The following is a 21,716-nucleotide window of genomic DNA, read 5'->3' as shown; positions in this document are numbered from 1 at the left end:
TTATGCGTTGGTTACGTTACCAGCAGCCGGGCCTTTAGCGCCGTTTTCGATGGTGAAGGAAACTTTCTGACCTTCATCCAGAGATTTGTAACCATCAGTCATGATAGCAGAGAAGTGAACGAACAGGTCTTTAGAACCGTCGTCCGGAGTGATGAAGCCGAAGCCTTTGTCAGCGTTGAACCATTTTACGATACCAGTCATTTTGTTAGACATAGTGATTTCCTTTAATTTAAGTGTTATGCCAAATGGCAATGATGGTAGTGATTACAGATTTGAAGCAAAAAAGGGAAAGGTCACTACGAGGGTATCATTGGACAACCTATGAGAGGACTGCTCTGCTCGACTGCTTTATGGTCTGTAAATCAAACCGGCGACATTAACTCATGTTCGGCAGACGATAGCAACTTTTTTTATTCTTATACGTAAACAGAGCCCTGGATGTGGGCTCTGTTTTTCGGGTAAATACATTAAAAATCAAACGGCTAATTGTTTTATCATTTGCTGGTTCGCCAGCATCAGGCGCATCAGGTTGAGCTCGGTGGTGGAAGGTTTTACGCGTCGTGACTCCCACTCTTGCACCATGGCTACGGTAACGCCCATCGCTCTGGCAAATTCGTCTGTTTTAAGGCCTGTGCCTTTACGCAGCTGCTCAAACTCGGTAAAGGCAGAGGAAGCTTGCGCCAGAATAGCTGGCTGTATTTCGTCTTTAAAAACAATCTGTTCCAGACTGCTCAGCAGTTCAAACTCAGTCTCTTTGTATTCCATTGATAACTCCTCTGAATCACACTGCGGGATCGTGAATAAAGTAGAGCTCAGTAAGCATAGCCAGTTATTTTCCCTGGGATCGCCAGGGCCAGGGGCGAATCGTGCGATATATCTTTCCTGATGCGATTCAGCGAAAAAGGCGGCTGCCTAATGCCCTGAAAAGCAACGCCCACGCTCGGGTGGTATTTTTTTGTAAATACTCAGTACAAAACTGGCAAAGCCGTTAACCCGCCGTTTTTACATCGCATAACCTCAGGAAAAGGTATCTTGCAACGCTGACCTGGACTATCCTTGTCTGCGTCAGGCACGAGTGTGCCGGTTTGCGCGTTTATTGGCTGAAAGGAGTATAAAAATGGCGACAGGAAAGTCCTGCTCTCGCTGGTTTGCGCCTGTTGCGGCGTTATTGATGGTGGTTAGCCTGAGTGGGTGTTTCGATAAAGAAGGCGATCAGCGCAAAGCGTTCATCGACTTTTTACAGAATACTGCGATGCGTAGTGGAGAGCGTTTACCGACGCTGACTGCGGATCAGAAAAAACAGTTCGGCCCGTTTGTATCTGATTATGCCGTGATTTATGGCTATTCTCAGCAGGTTAATCAGGCGATGGATGCAGGTTTGCGTCCGGTCGTTGATAGCGTCAATGCCATCCGCGTTCCGCAGGATTACATGACTCAGCGTGAGCCGCTGCGTCAGGCCAATGGTTCGCTTGGTGTGCTCAGCCAGCAGCTGGAAAACGCGAAAATGCAGGCCGATGCTGCGCATTCTGCTCTGAAACAGGCAGACGATCTGAAGCCGGTATTTGACCAGATTTACACCAAGGTTGTGACATCCCCGGCGAATGCGCTGCAGCCGCTGATCCCGGCGGCGCAGATCTTCACTCAGCAACTGGTCCAGGTTGGCGATTTTGTCGCACAGCAGGGTACACAGGTGAGCTTTGTGGCGAACGGCATTCAGTTCCCGACTTCACAGCAGGCAAGCCAGTACAACACCCTGATTGGCCCACTGGCCTCTCAGCACCAGGCGTTTAGCCAGGCCTGGGGTGCGGCGGTCGAAGCGACCCGTTAATCCGCTTCATTTACCCTCTCTCGTTCGGGAGAGGGTGCTTATCTTCACGCCACATGCGGATTCACGCAGTTCTTCTCCGTCTTTCCATGCAGTGCATCAATCAGATTATCCACCGCGGTGGATGCCATGCTAAAGCGGGTTTCGTGCGTTGCGGAACCGATATGTGGCAGCGCCACTACGTTTGGCATCGACAGCAGCGGCGAGTCTGTTGCCAGCGGTTCCTGTTCAAACACGTCGAGCCCGGCGGCATGAATTTCACCCTGTTTGAGTGCCGCGATGAGGGCTGTTTCATCGACTACCGGGCCGCGTCCGGCGTTGATGAATATGGCCGATGATTTCATCTTTTTAAACTGCTCAGCGCCGAAGAGATGGCGAGTTTCATCGGTCAGCGGCAGGATCAGGCAAACAAAATCGGCCTCCTGCAATAACGAGTCGAGGTCGCAGTAGCGCGCCTGGAAGCGGTTCTCGGCTTCCGGGTGACGGCGTCGGGCGTTATACAGAACCGGCATGCCAAAACCGAAGTGCGCGCGCTGTGCCAGCGCCATGCCGATCCGCCCCATACCGACAATGCCCATCGTCTTATGGTGCACATCCGTGCCAAACCAGTCAGGCCCGATGCTGTCGGTCCATTCTCCTGCTTTCACTCGTTCAGCCACTTCCGGCACCCGGCGGGCAGTGCTGAGCACCAGCGCCATCAGGGTATCGGCCACGGTTTCCGTGAGTGCGGTCGGGGTGTGCATAAGCAAAATACGGCGCGCGTTCAATGCTTCGACGTCGAAGTTGTCATATCCCACGGAAATCGTAGAAGCGACGCGGAGCTCTGGCATGTTATCGAGCAACGCGGCATCGACTTTTTCGCTGGATCCCAGCATCCCTTCGGCGTTGGCGAAGGCGTCAGCGTGCTGAGCAACGGTCTGCGGGCTGAGGTCTTGCACCTGGGTGACGTTGGCGTGTTGTTCAAGACGCTGTAGCAGCGTGTCCGGGAGGGATTTATACAAAATAACCGACGGCTTCATGCAATTCTCCGTAAACAAGATAGGCGAGTGACGGATGACCCGGCGACGAGCGCCGCCGGGTAAAGAGCATACTACAGCGGGCTTAGCGTGATTTCTACACGACGGTTTTGTGCTTTACCTTCGGTGGTGCTGTTGCTGGCGACCGGATTCGCCGGGCCCATCCCGCTGGTACGCAGGCGGCCGGCGGCAACGCCCTGGGTTATAAGGGCGCTGGCGACGGAGTCTGCACGCTGCTGTGACAGGCGCATATTCAGGTCTTTACTACCGGTGCTGTCGGTATAGCCGACAACGTTAACGGCGGTCTTTTGATACTCTTTCAGCACCATTGCCACGCCGGTCAGGGTGTTGGCGCCCGCCGGTTTCAGGTTTGCGCTGCTGCTGTCGAAGGTGACGTTGTTCGGCATGTTCAGCACGATGGTATCGCCGTTTCGCGTTACGCTGACGCCGGTGCCCTGCATTTTCTCGCGCAGTTTCGCTTCCTGTACGTCCATGTAGTAACCGACGCCGCCGCCGACGGCAGCCCCTGCGGCCGCGCCAATCAGAGCGCCTTTACCGCGGTCTTTTTTCGAGGAGGAGAGCGCGCCGATACCGGCACCAACCAGTGAGCCAATACCGGCACCAATGCCGGATTTACCCGCTTCACGCTCGCCGGTGTACGGGTTGGTGGTGCAGCCTGAGAGAGCCAGTGCGCCGCTAACCATAGCGGCAATCATGATCACACGTTTTTTCATCTTAGTTCCTTTAATCCTTTTTATTCTTTGCCACAGCGAGGGTGGCGATGGATTATGACTAGCGAACAGAGAGAAAATTTCCGGGATAACTCTGAATTTTGTAAACATAATTGAACGGTGGTTAAAACATCGCCGTCACAACATCACCTGCGTCGTATTCAGGAGCGGCTTTTGGCACATTCATCGACCACCAAAACGGTACTGACCGCAGCCCACTGGGGGCCTATGCTGGTTGAAACCGATGGCAACACCGTTTTTTCCTCCCGCGGGGCACTCCCCGGCACCTTCAACAATTCGCTGCAAAGCGCAGTGCGTGACCAGGTACACAGCAAGACCCGTATTCGTTATCCGATGGTGCGAAAAGGATTTCTGGCGTCACCAGACAGTCCGCAGGGTGTGCGTGGACAGGATGAGTTTGTGCGGGTGAGCTGGGATGAAGCACTGGATCTCATCCATGCCCAGCATATGCGTATCCGCCAGAATTTCGGCCCGGCGTCGATTTTCGCCGGCTCCTATGGCTGGCGCTCCAACGGTGTGCTGCATAAAGCCGCGACGTTACTCCAGCGCTATATGAGCCTGGCCGGCGGCTATACCGGCCATCTGGGGGATTACTCCACGGGAGCGGCGCAAGCCATCATGCCGCACGTGGTGGGCGGCAACGAGGTGTATCAACAGCAGACCAGCTGGCCTCTGATACTGGAGCACAGCGACGTGGTGGTGCTGTGGAGCGCCAACCCGCTCAATACGCTAAAAATTGCGTGGAATGCCTCCGATGAACAGGGGATCCCGTGGTTCGATAAGCTGCGTCAGAGCGGCAAACGGATTATTTGTATCGACCCCATGCGCTCGGAAACGGCTGAGTTCTTCGCCGAGGCGGGGGAGTGGATTGCGCCGCACATGGGCACCGACGTGGCGTTGATGCTCGGCATCGCCCACACGCTGCAGGAGCAGGGCTGGCACGACAGCGAGTTTCTCGCCCGCTGTACCACTGGTTATGAGGTTTTTGCCGGGTATCTGACCGGCCGCCAGGACGGTACAGCGAAAACCGCCGAGTGGGCGGCGAAAATTTGTGGCGTCAGTGCAGATAAAATTCGCGAACTGGCACAACTTTTCCATGAAAATACCACCATGCTGATGGCGGGCTGGGGGATGCAGCGCCAGCAGTTTGGCGAGCAAAAACACTGGATGCTGGTCACCCTCGCCGCCATGCTCGGGCAAATTGGCACACCGGGCGGCGGGTTTGGCCTCTCCTATCATTTTGCCAACGGCGGCAACCCGACGCGTCGTGCGGCGGTGCTCGCCTCCATGCAGGGCGTGGTTCAGGGTGGTAGCGATGCGGTGGATAAATTCCCGGTTGCCCGCATTGTTGAGGCACTGGAAAACCCGGGAGGCGCGTATCAGCACAATGGTATGGACCGTCACTTCCCGGATATCCGCTTCCTGTGGTGGGCAGGCGGCGCCAACTTCACTCATCATCAGGATACAAACCGTTTGATCCGCGCCTGGCAGAAACCGGAGCTGGTCGTTATCTCAGAGTGTTTCTGGACGGCAGCGGCCCGTCATGCGGATATCGTGCTGCCCGCGACGACCTCGTTTGAACGTAACGATCTGACCATGACCGGCGACTACAGCAACCAGCATCTGGTGCCGATGCGACAGGTGGTCGCACCGCAGGATGAAGCGCGGGATGATTTTACGGTCTTCGCTGATCTTTGCGAACGCTGGGAGCCCGGCGGGCGAGAGCGCTTCACCGAGGGGAAAAGTGAGCTGCAGTGGCTGGAGACGTTTTACAGCATTGCCGCCCAACGGGGAGCCAGCCAGCAGGTGGCGCTGCCGCCTTTCGCTGATTTCTGGCAGGCAAATCAGCTTATCGAGATGCCAGAAAGTGAACAGAACGCCCGTTTTGTTCGCTTTGAAGCCTTCCGGGATGATCCTCAGGCGAACCCGCTGAAGACGCCGAGCGGCAAAATCGAAATTCACTCGGCGCGGATTGCCGGGTTCGGTTATGCCGACTGCCCGGGGCACCCGACGTGGCTGGAACCGGATGAATGGCACGGTAATGCCGGGCAAGGGCAGCTACAGCTGCTTTCCGCTCACCCGGCGCACCGTCTGCACAGCCAGCTCAACAGTACGTCGCTTCGTCGCCGCTATGCCGTAGCCGATCGCGAGCCGCTCACTCTGCATCCGCTGGATGCGCAGGCGCGGGGCATCAATGATGGCGATCTGGTACGGGTGTGGAACACACGAGGGCAGGTGCTGGCGGGGGCGGTGGTGTCGGAGAATATTCGCCCGGGAGTGATTTGCCTGCACGAAGGGGCATGGCCGGATCTGGAGCCTGCGGCCGGGGGGATCTGTAAAAATGGTGCGGTGAACGTGCTGACCAAAGATCTTCCCAGCTCACGCCTGGGCAATGGCTGCGCGGGAAATACCGCGCTGGCGTGGCTGGAGAAGTACACGGGACCGGTGCTGGCGCTGACGGCGTTTAATCCTCCTGCCAACGCATGATCCATGTCGGGTGGCGGGTCTCTTCCTGCCACGCGCTGTCTTCAATGCGAAACCCCAGCGCGTGGTAAAAATTCACCGCCCGGGTGTTCTTCTGGTATACCTCAAGGCTCAGGGAAGAAAAACGCTGCTTAACATGGTTGAGCAGCGCGCCGCCAATCCCGCAGCGCTCGAAGGCGGGGGCAACGAACAGCGCGCCGACGTAGCGGCCGTCCATTACGCTGACAAACCCTTTCACCGCGCCTTCTTCCTCCCAGACCCAGGTTCTGGCGCCGGGCAGATAGACATCACGTACCAGCGGTTCGCTCTCCTGCCAGTAACTGATATCAATAAACGGGTGAGCGTAGATGGTGCTCTCCATCCACAGCGTCAGAAGCGGAGCGGTATCTTCGTTATGGCGCCATTCGCGGATCATTGCTGCCTCCTGGGTGACAGATGCAGCCGGTGACGTGGTCGTTTACCAGACCGCAGGCTTGCATAAAGGAGTAGCAGATGGTCGTGCCCACAAATTTAAAGCCGCGTTTTTTCAGCGCCTTAGAAAGCGCATCGGAAGCCGGGGTTGAGGTGGGGATTTCCGCAAGCGTGGCGGCAGCGGTGACGATGGGTTTGTCATCAACAAACGACCAGACGAATTCGACAAAAGACTCACCGTTTTGCTCCATGGCGAGAAACGCGCGGGCATTGCCAATGATCGCCTGAATCTTGCCGCGATGGCGGATAATACCGGCATCCAGCACCAGCCGTTCAACGTCTTCGTCGGTCATGGCGGCGACTTTCCGTGGATCAAAATGATGGAACGCCTGGCGATAGTTTTCCCGCTTTTTGAGCACGGTAATCCAGGAGAGCCCCGCCTGCTGCCCTTCGAGGCAAATCATCTCGAACAGGTGTTGCGCATTACGCTGTGCGACCCCCCATTCCGTGTCGTGATAGGCAATGTAAAGAGGATCCTGACTTACCCAACCGCATCGTTGCATAGCTTCTTCCCTTTTCGTTGCGCCAGCGCAAAAAATTTCATTCAGCCTGGCTTGACGTGTATGCCAAAGAGTCAATAGTTAATACAGGGACTCTTGCCGTCCCGTTAAATAACAATACTGCCGGTTTCGGCTCTTTCCTGGAGTCGTTTTCATGATGATAATAAAAAGCTGTGGCCGCTGGGGCATTATTGCTCCGGTGAGCACATCAGTCTTGATGTGTCTGACTACCTCTGTGCATGCCTGGCAACAGGAATATATCTTTATCGACCCGCAAAGTAATACGTCTGAACGTTATACATGGGATAGCGATCACCAACCACGTTATGAAGATATTCTGGCCGAACGGATAAATTCGACCCAGGTCACGTCGGGCTACACCACGAATGCGCAGGATAGTGGCCCTTTAGATCCGGCTCATACGATGAGCGTTGGCTGGAATTTTCCGCTTGCCAGCGGGACGACAACCGGACCGGTCGCCAGCTGGCACTATGACGGTTCTCGTTCTGAGATCTGGAATGCGTACGAGAGTGGTGAGAGTCCCAACGATCCGCTCTGGCACGCCAGCGTCAGCAAGGTTGGATGGCGCGTGGATACCGATGCGCTGTGGGGCGTGCGCTCCTGGGCGCAGGTGAGTTACAACCAACAGTATGGTGATAATCAGTGGAAGTCGCAGCCTGGGTTCTATCGAGGTGCGCCTGCGCCCGCTGGCGAGCAGAACGGCAACTGGATGGACGTGACCGTGGGAGCCGACATGCTGGTAAACCCGCATCTGGCGGCGTATGCCTCACTGTCGCAGGCGGATAACGCGGCGACCGGTACCAATAATTACCTCTACATCCTTGGGGTGAGCGCCGCATTTTGACAATGTCATTCATTCCGTGAGGAGTGCAGTTCATTCCGTCGTGGGTGCATTTCATGCCCTTTTCCCCCTGGCATGAAATGCACTTCGTTATGGTAGCGCCAATGAATATATAAAGGCGCATCCGCTATGAACCCTTCAAATAAAAATGCTGTCCGCTGGCTTACCCTCGTCGGCACCATCATTACCCAGTTCGCCCTCGGTTCCGTCTACACCTGGAGCCTGTTCAATGGCCCTCTTTCTGAAAAACTTAACGAACCGGTAAGCCAGGTCGCTTTTTCCTTTGGCCTGCTGAGCCTTGGTCTGGCAATCTCCTCCTCCATTGCCGGCAAACTGCAGGAGCGTTTCGGCGTGAAGCGCGTCACGATGGCCTCCGGCATTCTGCTTGGTGTAGGCTTTTTCCTGACCGCCCATTCTAACAACCTGATGATGCTGTGGCTGAGCGCCGGTGTGCTGGTCGGTCTTGCTGATGGCGCGGGTTATTTGCTGACGCTTTCCAACTGCGTGAAGTGGTTCCCGGAGCGTAAAGGGCTTATCTCCGCTTTCTCCATCGGTTCTTACGGTCTGGGCAGCCTGGGCTTCAAGTTTATCGACAGCCATCTGCTGACCAGCGTCGGCCTGGAAAAAACCTTCATGATCTGGGGCGCTATCGTGCTGGTGATGATTGTTTTCGGGGCGATTCTGATGACCGATGCGCCGAATCAGCCGGTGAAAACCAGCAGCGGTGTAACTGAAACCGACTTTACTCTTGCTGAGTCCATGCGTAAGCCGCAGTACTGGATGCTGGCGGTGATGTTCCTGACCGCATGCATGAGCGGCCTGTACGTTATCGGTGTAGCGAAAGACATCGCGCAGGGCATGGTGCACCTTGACGTGCTGACGGCAGCCAACGCCGTTACCGTTATCTCTATCGCGAACCTGGGTGGCCGCCTGGTGCTGGGCATCCTGTCGGATAAAATCTCCCGCATCCGCGTCATCACCATTGGGCAGGTTATCTCCCTCGTCGGTATGGCGGCCCTGCTGTTCGCCCCGCTGAATGCGCTGACCTTCTTCGCCGCCATTGCCTGTGTAGCGTTCAACTTCGGCGGTACTATCACCGTCTTCCCGTCTCTGGTGAGTGAGTTCTTCGGTCTGAATAACCTGGCGAAAAACTACGGCGTGATTTACTTAGGCTTCGGTATCGGCAGCATCTGCGGCTCGCTTATCGCATCGCTGTTCGGTGGCTTCTTCGTGACCTTCTGCGTCATCTTCGCCCTGCTGATAGTCTCTCTGGCGCTGTCGACCACTATCCGTCAGCCAAAAAGCGAAGTGTTCCATCCGGCGCATGCCTGAGTATTCATCCCTCGAATTAAAGCCGGCTTTGCCGGCTTTTTTTGTTTGATAACGGCCCGCTGAAATTTAGTTTTATCCTTTTTAAGACTTGTCTTTTTGTAAAAACACTCACCAATCACACTTCTTGCTGCCACTTTTTCTAACCCCTGTGGTCTACTTACCGCGATGTTGGACGTTTCGGGTAACGAACTACGACGCATCACTTTCGACATGTATGTCGGTTTTTTTATTTCCCTTTTCCAGGGTTGCTTGCATGAATTACATAAAGTCCCTTACTCAGCAGCGTCTGTGCCTGCTGTTGTCCGTCTATATAGGCCTGTTTCTGAACGGCGCGGTGCTGTTCCGTCGACTGGAAGGCTATTTCGAACAATTCACGGCAAGAAATGGAATTTTTGCGGTCATCGAAGTGTTTGGCTCGGTCCTTGTGACCTTCTTTCTGTTGCGCCTGCTGTCGCTGCTTGGTCGTCGCCCGTGGCAGGTTCTGACGTCGCTGGTGGTGGTGATTTCGGCCGCAGCAAGCTACTACATGACCTTCATGAACGTGGTGATTGGCTACGGCATCGTGGCTTCGGTGATGACCACGGATATCGATCTGTCTAAAGAGGTGGTGAGCCGGGGGCTTATCATCTGGACGGTGGCGACAAGCCTGCCGCCGCTGTTTTTCATCTGGAGTAACCGCTGCCGCTATACCTTGCTGCGCCAGCTGCGCACCCGCGGGCAGCGTCTGCGTAATGTCACCATCGTGGTGATGGCCGGTTTACTGGTCTGGGCACCGATTCGTCTGATGGAACAGCGGATGAAGCAGGTCGAGAAGATGTCGGGTGTGGATATGCCAAGCTACGGCGGGGTCGTGGCGAACTCCTATCTGCCGTCTAACTGGCTCTCGGCGTTAGGCCTGTACGCCTGGGCGCAGGCGGATGAATCGACAGATAATCGCTCGCTGATTAACCCGGCGACAAAATTCACTTACAACGCCCCTGCAGGTGGTCTTGATGATACCTACGTCGTGTTCATCATTGGTGAAACCACCCGCTGGGACCACATGGGCATTCTTGGTTATAACCGCAACACCACACCAAAACTTGCCCAGGAGAAGAACCTGGTGGCCTGGCGCGGTGAGTCGTGCGACACCGCGACCAAACTTTCTTTGCGCTGCATGTTCGTACGTGAGGGTGGGGCAGATGAAAACCCACAGCGTACCCTTAAAGAGCAGAACGTATTTGCGGTACTGAAACAGCTGGGCTTTAGTACTGACCTCTTCGCGATGCAGAGTGAGGTCTGGTTCTACAGCAACACCATGGCCGACAACATCGCCTACCGCGAGCAGATTGGCGCCGAGCCGCGCAACCGTGGAAAAAGCGTGGATGACATGCTGTTGCTGAATGAAATGTCGCTGTCGTTGAAGGATCACCCTCAGGGTAAGCACATGATCATTTTGCATACCAAAGGGTCGCATTATAACTATTATCAGCGCTATACACGCGACTATGCCAGGTGGCAGCCGGAATGTGCCGGTATCAACGAGAAGTGCAGCAAGAAGGAGCTGATCAACGCTTATGATAATTCGGTATTGTACGTTGATACCTTTATCAGCCGCGTGTTCGACCAGCTGCGCGATAAGAAAGCCATCGTCTTCTACGCCGCCGACCACGGTGAGTCTATTAATGAGAAGGAGCACCTGCATGGTACGCCGCGCAAGCTTGCACCACCGGAGCAGTTCCGTGTGCCGATGCTGGTGTGGATGTCAGACAAATATCTGGAAAGCCCGGACCATGCCCGCGCCTTCGCGCAGCTAAAAAAACAGGCGGACATGAAGATACCGCGTCGCCACGTTGAGCTGTATGACACCATGATGGGATGCCTTGGCTACACCTCGCCAGACGGTGGAATTAACCAGAATAACAACTGGTGCCACATACCTGATGCAGCGAAAAGTGACGTAAAGGCACGTTGATGGTGACTTTCTCAGCGATCGAATGCCTTTTTAGCATTAAGGGATTGACGGGGTAACAACGCAGCAGTAAGATGCGCCCCGCATTCGGTGATTGGCGCAGCCTGGTAGCGCACTTCGTTCGGGACGAAGGGGTCGGAGGTTCGAATCCTCTATCACCGACCAAATTCGAAAAGCCTGCTCAATGAGCAGGCTTTTTTGCATGCGTCGAAAACGGTATCTTACAAGTCAAACGTGTTTAGGTAATGTTCCTATAAGTATATGGAAACCCGTGCTATCCCGGTGTCGGAAGCTTGACAGGTGATAGGTTTGCTGTGAATATAGCCAGTGCTCTAAATTATGAGACGGTATTGCATAGCTTTATCGCCCGGAATAAATTCCAAATGGGATGTTCTCTTAAGAACTGTTAATTTATGTCAAAAATCAGCATTCTTATCAATTCATTCGCGACATTAATAGTTCGTGGAACAACGTTGGGTGTTCGGGTTCTGGCTTTTATTCTACTAGCCAAAATTGCGGATCAAAGTATATTCGGGATGCTGGCTTTTTTAATGGCATGTACCGAAATATTTCGTGTTATTGCTGATATGGGTCTTGATAATTATACCATTAAATGTATAAGTCAAACCCAGGATGAGAAAGAAATAGACAAAATCTTGTCTAAATCAATGACACAAAAGTTGCTATCTGCAGTTCTAATATTCCTTCTCTATTTTTCTATATTCAAATACAGTAACCCAGAGTGGCCAGCCATTTATATCTCACTGTTTGGTTTGATGGCAGTGAGTCCTATGTTCCTGAATTTCTCAGTTAACTTCTATCTGGCGCAGCAAAAGCTGGATAAAATCATTGTCACTATCATCGGTGTGACGGTGGTTATTCTTGCTGCATTCATGGTTTTCTGGAGTCAAAAGGCCGTACTTCCGGCTCTCAGCTGTGTAGTAATAGGTGAGTTCTTTACCGCAGCGATATTGGGATATAAAGTATTCAAAAAACACAATGTGCTGTGGGTAAGTTTAAAGAGAGTTGTCAATAACTTACACAGACACTATGCGATCGGCATCGCAATGCTGGTTGCTATTCTGTACTCTCGCCTTGATATCGTATTTATCAAGTATTTTTTCCAGGATATCAGCCTGGCACAATATGGTTTTGCACAGAGAATTACGGAACCAGCGCTGTTCATTGTGGGGGCTTTTTCAGCAAACTCATATAGCTTGCTGTCTCGCTACTATATGGAAGGAATGCAATTCTTTGCCATCAGAATTAAAAAGGTGATTGCACTGTTTTTCTGCCTGGGAGTGCTGATTGTCGCTCTGACAATAGCGGTCTCATGGTTTGTGGTTAATCATTTTTACCAGGACTATCTCCCCGTATTACCTGTGATTTATTTATTGTGTATAGCTATTATTTTTAAATCAGTGAATTTATCACTTACATCTGCAGTGTTGGCAATGGGCGATTTCAAAGTCATGACGTGGGTCAGCTTTGTTAACCTAACACTGTCAGTTATATTCATTTATCTGTTCTTACATTTGTTTGGCATCTACGGCGCTGCACTAGGTGTAATAGCGGTAGAATCAATTAATAGTTGCATGCAGGCTGCATGGGTGTTTAAACGTACAAGGTTAGAGAAGAATGTCGCTTAAGACGTTGCTAATAAAGTCCTTTATGTATGCGTCAACGTCTCTGGCGTTGGTCATGAAACCGATATATCAGGTGGCGACAAAAAGAAGACTGTCCTCACAGCAAAAAAATATCTGTGTTATTCGCCTTGATAAGACAGTTGGTGACACAGTGATGAACAGCGCTTTTCTTCAGTCATTACGCATGCAAAACCCGGATGCCAGGATTACGCTGGTTGTCCACAGAAATAGCTACGCGCTGGTCGAAAAGTCAACGATTGTTGATGAGATTAAAATCTATAATCCGGGCAATTCACTCAAATACAGTTTGATCAACCGACTGTATAAAACCCTATCATTCGTCATCAAAGAATTTAGTTACATTCCCGACATTACAATAGTACCGCGGTATGATGAAGACCATAACGCCGCATTTATCTCCTTGTTTACGCTCGCACCCCAGCGTGTAGCCTGGACTGAGAAAACCACAGAGCGAAAATCTTTGCTCAATTACAGCTTTGACCGCCTGTCTACTACTCTGGTCAGAAGTAACGTGCTGCGTCATGAGGTGGAGCGTGGCGTTGAGTTACTCAACGCAGCGTTCAACACTCAGTTAACCGAACGCCATGATCTTGATATCTGGTTAACAGACGAAGAAGTGTTGGCAGCGACTCTAAAGTATCAGTTGAGTAGAGAAGGGAATTATATTTGCCTGGGGCTTTCTTCCGGGCACTCCGTTCTCAAGCAATGGCCGTTAGAATATTTTGCAGAATTAGCGAAGAAACTTTATGCCGAGGACAACAGACGGATCTTCGTACTGTTAGGGGCAAAGGGAGATGTGGTTCAGGGAAACCAGTTCATTGAAATGTGTGGCCCCGAGCTGCCTGTTGTCAATCTAATTGCCAAAACGACGCTTCGTGAGACCGGAGCCATTCTAAAATTATGCTCGCTGTATGTGGGTAACGACTCCGGCAACATTCATCTTGCCTCTGCAGCGAAAATACCGGTGATTGGACTCTATGGCTCGAGCTGCGCACATCGTTTTTCTCCCTGGGGAAAGTTAAGCCACTGTATTGCTAACGAGAAAGAGTGCGGCCCATGCGCTCAAGGACACATTATCGACAGATGTAGTACCTGCATTTACGATAAACCGCTGTGCATGTATGAGATTACTGCTGATCAGGTTTGCGAAGAGATCAAAAACCTGTCGAAGTGATGCGTATTTTTTCGTTGTTATCATCCTTCCTCCCTTTTCCATGGGAGAGAGAAGACTGGGGTAAGGACACAGGTTCTTGCCCCAAATCACGTAAAACCCCGCTCAACACGATTTATAACCTCCAGTTAACCATTTTGTGACATTATCCATTGCAATTTTATATATTTGCATTGCTCTTTTTTCGCGTTGCTTATGGATATGTTCAGCATTTTCCGCTGTGCGTTTTAACGTTCATGGCATGAACCGCTCAGATAATCACCATTTCGCAAGAATTTTTTTTCATTTTGCATAATTGTTAATCACTGAATGTTGCAAAGTATGAAGTGCGTTATGCTGCCGATGACGGCGTAGCATAAATTTCCCTGCTGAAAATAGCCCCCTGAACTTTTTTTAATCTTTGTTTGCCGATTCTCACCCTCGATGCAAATCCCGGTTACCTGTATTGACGTTTTCACATTCTGTTGACAGATTGTAGGGCATGAGGGGCACTTTATGGACAATCTGCACTGCAACTCAGTCGCCCTTGTGAAAGGAATCCCCATCTCTCATTACGCCTTCGGGCACTACCGACCAGACCGGGTAAAAAACAAATAAAGGCTGGCGGAATATATACACAACAAACAACATCACATTGTGGAGCACAATAATGAGTATTTCCTTGAAAAAGTCAGGGATGCTGAAGCTCGGACTGAGCCTGGTGGCTCTGACCGTGGCGGCAAGCGTGCAGGCAAAAACCCTGGTGTATTGTTCAGAAGGCTCGCCGGAAGGCTTTAACCCGCAGTTATTTACCTCTGGTACTACGTACGATGCCAGCTCCGTGCCTATTTATAACCGCCTGGTAGAATTTAAAACGGGCACCACGGAAGTTATTCCTGGCCTCGCTGAAAAGTGGGAAGTCAGCGAAGATGGTAAAACCTATACTTTCCATCTGCGTCAGGGTGTGAAGTGGCAGGATAATAAAGATTTTAAACCGACTCGTGATTTAACGGCTGACGATGTGGTGTTCTCTTTCGATCGTCAGAAGAACGATAAAAACCCGTACCACAAAGTGTCTGGCGGCAGCTATGAATACTTCGAAGGTATGGGTCTGCCGGACCTGATTAGCGAAGTGAAGAAAGTGGACGATAACACCGTCCAGTTCGTCCTGACGCGTCCGGAAGCACCGTTCCTTGCCGACCTGGCGATGGACTTTGCCTCTATTCTGTCAAAAGAATATGCAGACAACATGCTGAAAGCCGGCACCCCGGAGAAAGTCGATCTGAACCCTATCGGCACCGGTCCGTTCCAGCTGATGCAGTACCAGAAAGACTCCCGCATTCTGTATAAAGCCTTCCCGGGCTTCTGGGGCACCAAGCCGCAGATCGACCGTCTGGTCTTCTCCATTACGCCTGACGCCTCTGTGCGTTACGCCAAACTGCAGAAGAACGAGTGCCAGGTGATGCCGTACCCGAACCCGGCAGATATCGCACGCATGAAGCAGGACAAATCCATCAACCTGATGGAGCAGCCGGGCCTCAACGTGGGTTATCTCTCTTTCAACACCGAGAAGAAGCCGCTGGATAACGTGAAGGTTCGCCAGGCGCTGACCTATGCGGTCAATAAAGAAGCGATCATCAAAGCGGTTTACCAGGGCGCAGGCCAGGCCGCGAAGAACCTGATCCCGCCAACCATGTGGGGTTACAACGATGACGTTAAGGACTACACCTACGATCCTGAGAAAGCCAAACAACTGCTGAAAGAAGCGGGGATGGAAAAAGGCTTCTCTATCGATCTGTGGGCGATGCCGGTACAGCGTCCGTACAACCCGAACGCTCGCCGTATGGCTGAGATGATTCAGGCTGACTGGGCGAAAGTGGGCGTACAGGCCAAGATCGTTACCTACGAGTGGGGCGAGTACCTGAAGCGTGCGAAAGCCGGTGAACACCAGACTGTGATGATGGGCTGGACCGGTGATAACGGGGATCCGGATAACTTCTTCGCTACCCTGTTCAGCTGTGCTGCGGCGAAAGATGGTTCCAACTACTCTCGCTGGTGCTACAAGCCGTTTGAAGACCTGATTCAGCCGGCGCGTGCGACTGACGATCACAACAAGCGTATTGAACTGTACAAACAGGCTCAGGTCGTGATGCATGATCAGGCTCCGGCGCTGATCGTGGCTCACTCCACCGTTTACGAGCCAGTACGTAAAGAAGTCAAAGGCTATGTGGTTGATCCGTTGGGCAAACACCACTTCGAAAACGTGTCTGTCGAATAAATAAAAAAGCGTGATGCTTTATCCCCTCTCCTCCATCAGGGAGAGGGGAAAAGATTTGTGAGCAATACAGACGTGAGTCACCAGGCGACACGTCATGAGAGAGAGTCCGGGTTATGTTGCAGTTTATCCTCCGACGTCTGGGATTAGTCATCCCCACGTTTATCGGTATTACCCTTCTCACCTTCGCTTTCGTCCATATGATCCCGGGCGACCCGGTCATGATTATGGCGGGTGAGCGTGGTATATCCCCTGAGCGTCATGCGGCGCTTCTGGCCCAACTCGGCCTCGATAAGCCCATGTGGCAGCAATATCTCAACTATATCTGGGGCGTTCTCCACGGCGATCTCGGCGTTTCGCTGAAAAGCCGCCTCCCGGTATGGGACGAATTCGTACCTCGCTTCAAAGCCACGCTGGAACTTGGCGTGTGCGCCATGATTTTTGCGGTCGCCGTCGGGATCCCGGTGGGCGTACTGGCAGCGGTGAAGCGCGGCTCTATTTTCGATCACACGGCGGTAGGCCTGGCGCTGACCGGCTACTCCATGCCTATCTTTTGGTGGGGCATGATGCTGATTATGCTGGTCTCCGTACAGCTGAACCTGACGCCGGTATCCGGGCGTATCAGCGATTCGGTGTTCCTTGATGATACCTTGCCGTTGACCGGTTTTATGCTGATAGACACCGCCATCTGGGGTGAGTCAGGTGATTTCATCGATGCGCTGGCACACATGATCCTGCCTGCCATTGTACTGGGAACCATTCCGCTCGCGGTTATCGTACGTATGACCCGTTCTTCCATGCTGGAAGTGTTGGGTGAAGATTACATCCGTACCGCACGCGCCAAGGGCCTGACCCGGATGCGCGTCATCATCGTCCACGCGCTACGTAACGCCATGTTGCCGGTCGTGACCGTTATCGGTCTGCAGGTGGGCACGCTGCTGGCGGGGGCGATTCTGACGGAAACTATTTTCTCCTGGCCGGGACTGGGGCGCTGGCTGATTGATGCCTTGCAGCGCCGTGATTATCCGGTAGTGCAGGGCGGCGTACTGCTGGTGGCGACGATGATTATCGTTGTTAACCTGCTGGTCGACCTGCTGTACGGCGTGGTGAACCCGCGTATTCGGCATAAGAAGTAAGGGGCCATCATGTCACAAGTTACTGAAAACAAAGTTGTCGCCGCGCCGGTGCCAATGACCCCGCTGCAGGAGTTCTGGCACTATTTCAAACGCAACAAAGGTGCCGTGGTGGGGCTGGTCTACGTCGCCATCATGATTTTGATCGCCGTGTTCGCAAACTTTATTGCGCCTTACAACCCGGCGGATCAGTTCCGCGATACCTTACTGGCACCACCGTTCTGGATGGATGGTGGCAGCTTGCTGCACCCGTTGGGTACCGATGACGTTGGTCGCGATATCATGACCCGCCTGATGTACGGTGCGCGTCTGTCGCTGTTGGTTGGCTGCCTGGTGGTGGTGCTGTCGCTGATTATGGGCGTGGTGCTCGGTCTGGTGGCGGGCTATTTCGGCGGTATCGTCGATACCGTTATCATGCGCGTGGTCGATATCATGCTGGCGCTGCCAAGCCTGCTGCTGGCGCTGGTGCTGGTAGCAATATTCGGCCCGTCGATAGTCAATGCGTCTCTGGCGCTGACCTTCGTGGCCTTGCCGCACTATGTGCGCCTGACCCGTGCGGCAGTGCTGGTGGAAGTGAACCGCGACTACGTTACCGCCTCCCGTGTGGCGGGTGCTGGCGCGATGCGTCAGATGTTTATCAATATTCTGCCGAACTGCCTTGCACCGCTTATCGTGCAGGCCTCGCTCGGCTTCTCTAACGCCATTCTCGATATGGCGGCTCTTGGCTTCCTTGGCATGGGTGCGCAACCGCCAACACCGGAGTGGGGCACAATGCTCTCCGACGTGTTGCAGTTCGCGCAAAGCGCCTGGTGGGTCGTCACCTTCCCGGGTGTCGCTATCCTCCTGACGGTGCTGGCATTTAACCTGATGGGTGACGGTCTTCGTGACGCGCTCGATCCCAAACTGAAGCAGTAAGAGGCACGAGATGGCGTTATTGAATGTAGACAAATTATCGGTGCACTTCGGCGACGTGGGCTCCGAGTTCCGTGCCGTAGACCGTGTGAGCTATAGCGTAAATCAGGGCGAAGTGGTCGGTATCGTGGGTGAATCCGGCTCCGGTAAATCGGTCAGCTCGCTCGCGATCATGGGGCTGATTGACTACCCTGGCCGCGTGATGGCCGAAAGCCTGGCGTTTAACGGTCGCGACCTGAAGCGCATCTCCGAGAAAGAGCGCCGCCAGCTGGTGGGTGCTGAAGTGGCGATGATCTTCCAGGATCCGATGACCAGCCTGAACCCCTGCTACACCGTTGGCTACCAGATTATGGAGGCCATTAAGGTACACCAGGGCGGGAATAAAAAAACTCGCCAGCAGCGGGCCATCGACCTGCTGACTCAGGTGGGGATCCCGGACCCGGCGTCACGTCTCGACGTGTACCCGCATCAGCTTTCCGGCGGGATGAGCCAGCGCGTGATGATTGCGATGGCGATTGCCTGTCGTCCGAAGCTGCTTATCGCGGATGAACCGACGACCGCGCTCGACGTGACCATCCAGGCGCAGATCATCGAGCTGCTGCTCGATCTGCAGAAAAAAGAGAACATGGCGCTCATCCTTATCACGCACGATTTAGCGCTGGTGGCTGAAGCGGCACACAAGATAATCGTGATGTATGCGGGCCAGGTGGTGGAAACCGGTGAAGCGAAGGATATTTTCCGCGCGCCGCGCCATCCGTACACCCAGGCATTGCTGCGCGCGCTGCCGGAGTTCGCTCAGGACAAAGCGCGCCTGGCGTCGCTGCCCGGCGTGGTCCCGGGTAAATACGATCGCCCGATGGGCTGTCTGCTGAACCCGCGCTGCCCGTACGCAACCGACAAGTGCCGCACCGAAGAGCCAGAGCTGAACAGCCTTGACGGCCTGCGTCAGTCCAAATGTCACTATCCCCTCGATGATGCCGGGAGGCCCACACTATGAGTACGCCAGAGGCCACCCAGCCGTTGCTGCAGGCTATTGATCTGAAAAAACATTACCCGGTCAGGAAGGGGATTTTTGCTCCTGAGCGCCTGGTGAAGGCGCTGGACGGGGTGTCGTTCACCCTGGAGCGCGGCAAAACGCTGGCGGTGGTGGGGGAATCCGGTTGTGGCAAATCCACGCTGGGTCGCCTGCTGACGATGATTGAAACCCCGACCGGCGGTGAGCTGTTCTACCGGGGCCAGGACCTGCTGAAGCACGACCCGCAGGCGCAGAAACTGCGTCGGCAGAAAATTCAGATAGTGTTCCAGAACCCGTACGGTTCTCTGAATCCACGTAAAAAAGTGAGCCAGATCCTCGAAGAGCCGCTGCAAATCAATACTACGTTAAGCAAAGCGGAACGCCGGGATAAAGTGCTGGCAATGATGGCGAAAGTGGGGCTTAAAACCGAGCACTACGATCGCTATCCGCACATGTTCTCCGGTGGTCAGCGGCAGCGTATCGCTATCGCCCGTGGCCTGATGCTGGATCCGGACGTGGTTATCGCCGATGAGCCGGTTTCAGCGCTGGACGTTTCGGTGCGCGCGCAGGTGCTAAACCTGATGATGGATCTGCAGCAGGACCTGGGGCTTTCCTATGTGTTTATTTCACACGATCTCTCAGTGGTAGAGCACATTGCCGATGAAGTCATGGTGATGTACCTCGGGCGCTGCGTGGAGAAGGGGACTAAAGACCAGATCTTCAACAACCCGCGTCATCCGTACACCCAGGCGCTGCTTTCCGCCACGCCGCGTCTGAACCCGGACGATCGTCGTGAACGTATTAAGCTCACCGGCGAGCTGCCGAGCCCGCTGAATCCGCCGCCGGGGTGTGCCTTCAACGCCCGCTGCCGTCGTCGTTTCGGTCCGTGCACCCAGCTTCAGCCGCAGCTAAAAGACTACGGCGGCCAGCTGGTGGCATGCTTTGCGGTCGACCAGGATGAAAATCCACAGCAGTAAAGGTGCGAAACCGTAAAAACCGGAGCCAGGTGCTCCGGTTTTTTTTCTCCAAAATGTTTAACCACACAATGTGAGGTTATTAGCAGAACATTAAGGGGTAAACGGTAGAATGCAGTGGCCCAATTTTTTTGCCGGGTAACTTAACGTCACAGAAAATCGCTTACCTTTCATTTGCCGGGTGCAATGGAGAAAACGTGGTCACGATACGCTGGGATATAACAACAATCGATCGCCTGTCTATGGTTGAGGATGTCCTCAAGGACTTTTCCTGCTGCGATATTAATATTATTTCGATGAAAGTCGCGCCAGGAAGGATCCTGATAAAATCCTGGCTACGCGAACGACAGGATATTTTTCGCGTGTTGACACGTTTAAATCAGCACTGCGATATCATTAACATTGCTTATTATTCAGAAGATTTTGTTCATTTCTCATCGCCAGAATCCACTCGCCCGCGCGATTTCTCCGACATTGTCAGCTGTAGCCCAGAGATGCAACTCGTCATCTCCCAGGCGATGAAAGTTGCTGACAGCAAATATACGGTGCTGATTCGCGGTGAAACTGGAACCGGCAAAGAACTTCTGGCTCGCGCGATTCATAATGCCGGGAAACGACGCTATTCGCCTTTTATTCCTCTTAACTGTTCAGCATTACCGGAAACGTTGATGGAAAGTGAGCTTTTTGGTTATGAAAAAGGCGCTTTCAGCGGTGCCGATAGTCATGGCAAAAAAGGGCTTTTCGAGACGGCGGATCAGGGCACGCTATTTCTCGATGAGTTTGGTGAAATGCCGCTAAATTTACAGGCGAAACTCCTGCGAGTGCTGCAGGATGGCGGTATTCGCCGGGTGGGGGGAACGAAAATTATTCCAGTCAATACCCGTATTATTGTGGCGACAAACGCCTGCCTTGAAGAGATGGTCGAGAATCGCCAGCTTCGCGCCGACCTCTATTACCGGGTTAACGTGCTGTCGCTGACGATTCCGCCTCTGCGTGAACGACCGCAGGATATCACGCTGCTGATGCGCTACTTTGTGCAGAAATATTCAAAGGAGTTCCAGCGGCGATTTATTCTGGATAAAGCCTGTTTTGAATCTTTGCACGCCCATCCGTGGCCGGGAAATGTCAGAGAACTGGAGAACACCATTATTCGCCTGATGCTGATGGCTGAGTCAGAAGTTGTGATGCTTGAGGATTTGGGAATGGCGCCTGCGGGAAAACTCGCGGCCGATCGGCCATTTAAAGCGCAGGTTGAACATGAGGAGCGCAGGCTGATTGAACAGATGGTTGAAGAGAATGCTTCTTCACGACGCATCGCCAGGGCACTGGGGGTATCGCATACGACGGTACTGAATAAAATCCGGAGTTATCAACTGGAAAGCGTCTGAATGCCGCCA

19 protein-coding genes and 1 tRNA gene are annotated in these 21,716 nt (G+C 53.3%); 14 read left to right on the top strand and 6 right to left on the bottom strand.

The genetic code is table 11. The annotated features are described in order from the left end of the window. Together cspE and C7387_RS18985 are read right to left on the bottom strand one after the other, a co-directional pair. Positions 1–213: a transcription antiterminator/RNA stability regulator CspE gene (cspE, locus tag C7387_RS18990; RefSeq protein WP_006817705.1), complete on the bottom strand. Its 213-nt coding sequence runs from the start codon at positions 211–213 to the stop codon at positions 1–3. A 261-nt stretch (positions 214–474) separates the two neighbouring features. Continuing rightward, positions 475–765 (bottom strand): HTH-type transcriptional regulator, encoded by a 291-nt coding sequence (locus tag C7387_RS18985; RefSeq protein ID WP_006817704.1) that lies wholly within the window; start codon positions 763–765, stop codon positions 475–477. A 352-nt stretch (positions 766–1,117) separates the two neighbouring features. Between C7387_RS18985 and C7387_RS18980 the strand changes: the two genes are divergently transcribed. After that, positions 1,118–1,828, top strand: coding sequence for a DUF3053 domain-containing protein (locus C7387_RS18980; RefSeq protein ID WP_038253703.1), 711 nt, complete (start codon positions 1,118–1,120; stop codon positions 1,826–1,828). A gap of 44 nt (positions 1,829–1,872) precedes the next feature. Here the strand turns inward: C7387_RS18980 and ghrB are convergent, their stop codons facing one another. Further along, positions 1,873–2,844: a glyoxylate/hydroxypyruvate reductase GhrB gene (ghrB, locus tag C7387_RS18975; RefSeq protein ID WP_120817276.1), complete on the bottom strand. Its 972-nt coding sequence runs from the start codon at positions 2,842–2,844 to the stop codon at positions 1,873–1,875. A gap of 71 nt (positions 2,845–2,915) precedes the next feature. Then, positions 2,916–3,575 (bottom strand): OmpA family lipoprotein, encoded by a 660-nt coding sequence (locus C7387_RS18970; RefSeq protein ID WP_038253706.1) that lies wholly within the window; start codon positions 3,573–3,575, stop codon positions 2,916–2,918. A 171-nt stretch (positions 3,576–3,746) separates the two neighbouring features. Here C7387_RS18970 and C7387_RS18965 point away from each other — a divergent pair, with 171 nt between their 5' ends. Beyond that, a complete protein-coding gene (locus C7387_RS18965; RefSeq protein ID WP_120817275.1) occupies positions 3,747–6,080 on the top strand; it encodes a molybdopterin guanine dinucleotide-containing S/N-oxide reductase in 2,334 nt (777 codons plus the stop codon). Here the strand turns inward: C7387_RS18965 and C7387_RS18960 are convergent. Together C7387_RS18960 and tag are read right to left on the bottom strand one after the other, a co-directional pair. Beyond that, complete coding sequence (locus tag C7387_RS18960; protein ID WP_120817274.1) at positions 6,058–6,492, bottom strand: N-acetyltransferase; 435 nt, start codon at positions 6,490–6,492, stop codon at positions 6,058–6,060. The two genes, C7387_RS18965 and C7387_RS18960, sit on opposite strands and share 23 nt — an antisense overlap. Beyond that, positions 6,470–7,051 (bottom strand): DNA-3-methyladenine glycosylase I, encoded by a 582-nt coding sequence (gene tag / locus C7387_RS18955; protein WP_120817273.1) that lies wholly within the window; start codon positions 7,049–7,051, stop codon positions 6,470–6,472. Before tag ends, C7387_RS18960 begins: the two co-directional genes overlap by 23 nt. A 154-nt stretch (positions 7,052–7,205) precedes the next feature. Between tag and C7387_RS18950 the strand changes: the two genes are divergently transcribed. From C7387_RS18950 to C7387_RS18890, 12 genes are all read left to right on the top strand, one after another. Then, the gene (locus C7387_RS18950) at positions 7,206–7,913 is read left to right on the top strand and encodes a hypothetical protein (protein ID WP_038253831.1); all 708 of its coding nucleotides are present in this window, start codon (positions 7,206–7,208) and stop codon (positions 7,911–7,913) included. Between the two features lie 126 nt (positions 7,914–8,039). Continuing rightward, positions 8,040–9,242, top strand: a complete 1,203-nt coding sequence (locus tag C7387_RS18945; protein ID WP_120817272.1) for an L-lactate MFS transporter — start codon at positions 8,040–8,042, stop codon at positions 9,240–9,242. A gap of 253 nt (positions 9,243–9,495) precedes the next feature. Continuing rightward, on the top strand, positions 9,496–11,196 hold the full coding sequence (eptB, locus tag C7387_RS18940) for a kdo(2)-lipid A phosphoethanolamine 7''-transferase (RefSeq protein ID WP_038253713.1): 1,701 nt from the start codon (positions 9,496–9,498) through the stop codon (positions 11,194–11,196). 85 nt (positions 11,197–11,281) lie between these two features. After that, positions 11,282–11,358: transfer RNA gene (locus tag C7387_RS18935), tRNA-Pro, on the top strand. 248 nt (positions 11,359–11,606) lie between these two features. Further along, on the top strand, positions 11,607–12,842 hold the full coding sequence (locus tag C7387_RS18930) for an oligosaccharide flippase family protein (RefSeq protein WP_006817691.1): 1,236 nt from the start codon (positions 11,607–11,609) through the stop codon (positions 12,840–12,842). A gap of 52 nt (positions 12,843–12,894) precedes the next feature. Then, complete coding sequence (locus C7387_RS18925) at positions 12,895–14,034, top strand: glycosyltransferase family 9 protein (protein ID WP_157248430.1); 1,140 nt, start codon at positions 12,895–12,897, stop codon at positions 14,032–14,034. Between the two features lie 646 nt (positions 14,035–14,680). Then, the gene (gene dppA / locus C7387_RS18915; protein ID WP_006817687.1) at positions 14,681–16,288 is read left to right on the top strand and encodes a dipeptide ABC transporter periplasmic-binding protein DppA; all 1,608 of its coding nucleotides are present in this window, start codon (positions 14,681–14,683) and stop codon (positions 16,286–16,288) included. 113 nt (positions 16,289–16,401) lie between these two features. Then, positions 16,402–17,421 carry a dipeptide ABC transporter permease DppB gene (gene dppB, locus C7387_RS18910; RefSeq protein ID WP_006817686.1) on the top strand — a complete coding sequence of 340 codons (1,020 nt, stop codon included), beginning with the start codon at positions 16,402–16,404 and terminating at the stop codon, positions 17,419–17,421. 9 nt (positions 17,422–17,430) lie between these two features. Continuing rightward, positions 17,431–18,333, top strand: coding sequence for a dipeptide ABC transporter permease DppC (gene dppC / locus C7387_RS18905; protein WP_006817685.1), 903 nt, complete (start codon positions 17,431–17,433; stop codon positions 18,331–18,333). A 10-nt stretch (positions 18,334–18,343) separates the two neighbouring features. Beyond that, a complete protein-coding gene (gene dppD / locus C7387_RS18900; RefSeq protein ID WP_038253717.1) occupies positions 18,344–19,327 on the top strand; it encodes a dipeptide ABC transporter ATP-binding protein in 984 nt (327 codons plus the stop codon). Then, a complete protein-coding gene (gene dppF / locus C7387_RS18895; protein ID WP_006817683.1) occupies positions 19,324–20,322 on the top strand; it encodes a dipeptide ABC transporter ATP-binding subunit DppF in 999 nt (332 codons plus the stop codon). Before dppD ends, dppF begins: the two co-directional genes overlap by 4 nt. 194 nt (positions 20,323–20,516) lie before the next feature. Then, on the top strand, positions 20,517–21,707 hold the full coding sequence (locus C7387_RS18890) for a sigma-54 interaction domain-containing protein (RefSeq protein WP_120817271.1): 1,191 nt from the start codon (positions 20,517–20,519) through the stop codon (positions 21,705–21,707). Positions 21,708–21,716 lie beyond the last annotated feature (9 nt).

It is taken from the genome of Yokenella regensburgei (assembly GCF_003634235.1).
Taxonomy (GTDB): domain Bacteria; phylum Pseudomonadota; class Gammaproteobacteria; order Enterobacterales; family Enterobacteriaceae; genus Yokenella; species Yokenella regensburgei.
This window is presented reverse-complemented; position numbering and strand designations above follow the sequence as displayed.

Bases quoted from the DNA above. Each gene is read 5' to 3' on its own strand.
- C7387_RS18930 (WP_006817691.1), top strand. From the start codon at position 11,607: ATGTCAAAAATCAGCATTCTTATCAATTCATTCGCGACATTAATAGTT.
- C7387_RS18925 (WP_157248430.1), top strand. From the start codon at position 12,895: ATGAAACCGATATATCAGGTGGCGACAAAAAGAAGACTGTCCTCACAG.
- C7387_RS18945 (WP_120817272.1), top strand. From the start codon at position 8,040: ATGAACCCTTCAAATAAAAATGCTGTCCGCTGGCTTACCCTCGTCGGC.
- C7387_RS18950 (WP_038253831.1), top strand. From the start codon at position 7,206: ATGATAATAAAAAGCTGTGGCCGCTGGGGCATTATTGCTCCGGTGAGC.
- C7387_RS18970 (WP_038253706.1), bottom strand. From the start codon at position 3,575: ATGAAAAAACGTGTGATCATGATTGCCGCTATGGTTAGCGGCGCACTG.
- eptB (WP_038253713.1), top strand. From the start codon at position 9,496: ATGAATTACATAAAGTCCCTTACTCAGCAGCGTCTGTGCCTGCTGTTG.
- C7387_RS18985 (WP_006817704.1), bottom strand. From the start codon at position 765: ATGGAATACAAAGAGACTGAGTTTGAACTGCTGAGCAGTCTGGAACAG.
- dppF (WP_006817683.1), top strand. From the start codon at position 19,324: ATGAGTACGCCAGAGGCCACCCAGCCGTTGCTGCAGGCTATTGATCTG.
- dppA (WP_006817687.1), top strand. From the start codon at position 14,681: ATGAGTATTTCCTTGAAAAAGTCAGGGATGCTGAAGCTCGGACTGAGC.
- ghrB (WP_120817276.1), bottom strand. From the start codon at position 2,844: ATGAAGCCGTCGGTTATTTTGTATAAATCCCTCCCGGACACGCTGCTA.
- dppD (WP_038253717.1), top strand. From the start codon at position 18,344: ATGGCGTTATTGAATGTAGACAAATTATCGGTGCACTTCGGCGACGTG.
- cspE (WP_006817705.1), bottom strand. From the start codon at position 213: ATGTCTAACAAAATGACTGGTATCGTAAAATGGTTCAACGCTGACAAA.
- dppB (WP_006817686.1), top strand. From the start codon at position 16,402: ATGTTGCAGTTTATCCTCCGACGTCTGGGATTAGTCATCCCCACGTTT.
- dppC (WP_006817685.1), top strand. From the start codon at position 17,431: ATGTCACAAGTTACTGAAAACAAAGTTGTCGCCGCGCCGGTGCCAATG.
- tag (WP_120817273.1), bottom strand. From the start codon at position 7,051: ATGCAACGATGCGGTTGGGTAAGTCAGGATCCTCTTTACATTGCCTAT.
- C7387_RS18980 (WP_038253703.1), top strand. From the start codon at position 1,118: ATGGCGACAGGAAAGTCCTGCTCTCGCTGGTTTGCGCCTGTTGCGGCG.
- C7387_RS18960 (WP_120817274.1), bottom strand. From the start codon at position 6,492: ATGATCCGCGAATGGCGCCATAACGAAGATACCGCTCCGCTTCTGACG.